This is a genomic window from Mesorhizobium sp. M1A.F.Ca.IN.020.06.1.1 (genome assembly GCF_004023265.1).
GTDB lineage: Bacteria > Pseudomonadota > Alphaproteobacteria > Rhizobiales > Rhizobiaceae > Mesorhizobium.
Genome location: NZ_RZSR01000801.1, coordinates 1 through 2805, shown reverse-complemented (window position 1 = coordinate 2805; position 2805 = coordinate 1). Strand labels below are relative to the sequence as shown.

Here is a 2805-nt window from a genome sequence, read left to right as displayed (position 1 = left end):
TTCCAGCACCGACAGCGTGCGGTCGACCCCGGCGAAGCTGGAGAATGGCCCGCTGGTCTCGACGCGCGCCATGGAGATGCGCCAGTCGAAATCCTCGAGACCGGCGCCATCAGGCGAGACGGCGATCTCGGTGGTCGTGCCGCCGCCGTTCTTCCACGGCATGACGCGATAGCCGGCGGTACGAAGGATGCGCATCGGTTCAACCCAGTATGCCCGGCAGGTTGAGCTGGTGCTCCTTCGCGCACTCGATGGCGATGTCGTAACCGGCATCGGCGTGACGCATGACGCCGGTCGCGGGGTCGTTCCACAGCACGCGCTCCAGGCGCCTGGCCGCGTCAGGCGTTCCGTCGGCGACGATCACCATGCCGGCATGCTGCGAGAAGCCCATGCCGACGCCGCCGCCGTGATGCAGCGAGACCCAGGTGGCGCCGGACGCGGTGTTGAGCAGCGCGTTGAGCAGCGGCCAGTCGGAAATGGCGTCGGAGCCATCCTTCATCGCCTCGGTCTCGCGGTTCGGCGAGGCGACCGAGCCGGAATCGAGATGGTCGCGGCCGATGACGACCGGCGCCTTGATCTCGCCCTTGGCCACCATTTCGTTGAAGGCGAGTCCCAATCGGTGGCGGTCGCCAAGCCCGACCCAGCAGATGCGCGCCGGCAGGCCCTGGAAGGAGATGCGCTCGCGCGCCATGTCGAGCCAATTGTGCAGATGCGTGTTGCCGGGGGTGAGTTCGCGCACCTTGGCGTCCGTCTTGTAGATATCTTCCGGATCGCCCGAGAGCGCAGCCCAGCGAAACGGGCCGATGCCGCGACAGAACAGCGGACGGATGTAAGCCGGCACGAAGCCGGGGAAGGCGAAGGCATTTTCGAAACCCTCGTCCTTGGCGACCTGGCGGATGTTGTTACCGTAGTCGAGCGTCGGCACGCCGGCGTTCCAGAACGCCACCATCGCCTCGACATGCTCGCGCATCGACGCGCGCGCCGCCTTCTCCACCGCCTTCGGATCGCTGACGCGCTTCTCGCGCCATTCGGCCATGGTCCAGCCCTTGGGCAGATAGCCGTTGATCGGGTCATGCGCCGAGGTCTGGTCGGTGAGGATATCGGGGCGGATCCCACGCCTGAACATCTCCGGCACGATCTCGGCGGCATTGCCGAGCAGGCCGACGGACTTCGCCTCGCCGGCCTTGATCCAGCGCTCGATCATTTCCATCGCCTCGTCGAGCGTTTCGGCCTTCTCGTCGAGGTAGCGAGTGCGCAAGCGGAAGTCGATCGAGTCCGGATTGCATTCGATGGCGAGGCAGGAGGCGCCGGCCATGACGGCGGCCAGAGGCTGGGCGCCGCCCATGCCGCCGAGGCCGGCGGTCAGGATCCACTTGCCATTGAGATTGCCGCCATAGTGCTGGCGGCCGGCCTCGACGAAGGTCTCGTAGGTGCCCTGAACGATGCCTTGCGTGCCGATATAGATCCAGGAACCGGCCGTCATCTGGCCGTACATCATCAGGCCCTTCCTATCGAGCTCGTTGAATTTTTCCCAGGTCGCCCAGTGCGGCACGATGTTGGAATTGGCGATCAAGACGCGCGGCGCGTCCTTGTGGGTGCGGAAGACGCCGACCGGCTTGCCCGACTGCACCAAGAGCGTCTCGTCCTCGCCGAGCGTCTTCAGTGACGCGGCGATGCGGTCGAAATCGTTCCAGGTGCGCGCCGCCCGGCCGATGCCGCCATAGACCACGAGCTCGTTCGGGTTCTCGGCGACCTCCGGATCGAGATTGTTCATCAGCATGCGCAGCGGCGCCTCGGTCGTCCAATAGCGGGCGTTGAGCTTGTCGCCGCGCGGCGCGCGGACTTCACGGATGTTGTGGCGAGGGTCGGTCATGTCGGCAGTTCCCTTTCGATCAGGTGCGGCGGGAGCGTCAGCGCGCGGCCCAGGCAATCGCGGTTTCGAGAATGGTTTTCAGCGTGGCGCGGATCGGCGCCGCGTAGGTTGGGTCGTAAGGCACCGGCCAGTTGTCTGGCGCGCCCTTTTCCGACGGCTCGCGCATATAGCCGCGGTTCGAGAGCTCCATCTGCAGCGCATGGACGCCGCTCTGCGGCCGGCCGAAACTTCTGGTGATCCAACCGCCCTTGAAGCGCCCATTGACCACCCAGGACTGGCTGCTCGCCGCGAGGATGGCGGCTACCTTTTCCTGCAGCGATGGTTCGGTGCTCTTGCCGTCATTGGTGCCGAGATTGAACACCGGCAGCGTGCCTTCGAACAGGCGCGGCAGCACCGAGCGGATCGAATGGCAATCATACAGCACGATCTTCTCATGCATGCCGCGCAGCCGGTCGATCTCAGCCTGCAGTGCGGCATGGTAAGGCGCGAAGTAAGTCTCGCGGCGCCGGTCGATCTCGGACGGCGTCGGCTCCTCGCCCATGCGGTAGAGCGGGTCGCCATCAAACGTGTCGGTGGGGCAGAGCGTGGTCGTCGCCTGTCCAGGATAAAGCGAGACGCCGGAGGGGTCGCGGTTGACGTCGATGACGGTGCGCGAGATGGCGGTGTGGACGACCGTGGCGCCAAGATCGTTCGCGAAGTCGTACAGCTTGTCGATCCACCAGTCGCAGTCGCGGCGGCCGAGCCACGGCGACACCAACCGGCTGTCGAGGCCCGCAAGATCTATGCCGGTGTGCGGGATCGAGACCAGCAGCGGCGCCGTACCGCGTGTGATGGTGAGCCAGGGCGTGGTCATTGGAGCTCTCCACGGGTTGGAGCTCTACGGCGCCCCCCTCTGTCCTGCCGGACATCTCCCCCACGAGGGGGGAGATCAGATA

The 2805-nt window shown here is 65.9% G+C and carries 3 protein-coding genes; all 3 read right to left on the bottom strand.

Going from position 1 to position 2805, the window contains the following annotated elements:
• Positions 1-195, bottom strand: a 195-nt coding sequence (locus EOA60_RS27155; RefSeq protein ID WP_206628265.1) for a HutD family protein, incomplete at its 3' end; no start/stop codon positions are given.
• 4 nt (positions 196-199) lie between these two features.
• On the bottom strand, positions 200-1870 hold the full coding sequence (gene hutU / locus EOA60_RS27150; protein ID WP_095824770.1) for a urocanate hydratase: 1671 nt from the start codon (positions 1868-1870) through the stop codon (positions 200-202).
• Between the two features lie 37 nt (positions 1871-1907).
• Entirely contained in the window at positions 1908-2723 is an 816-nt protein-coding gene (gene hutG, locus EOA60_RS27145) for an N-formylglutamate deformylase (RefSeq protein WP_095783201.1), read from the bottom strand.
• Between the last annotated feature and the right edge of the window lie 82 nt (positions 2724-2805).

Bases quoted from the DNA above. Each gene is read 5' to 3' on its own strand.
- hutU (WP_095824770.1), bottom strand. From the start codon at position 1,870: ATGACCGACCCTCGCCACAACATCCGTGAAGTCCGCGCGCCGCGCGGC.
- hutG (WP_095783201.1), bottom strand. From the start codon at position 2,723: ATGACCACGCCCTGGCTCACCATCACACGCGGTACGGCGCCGCTGCTG.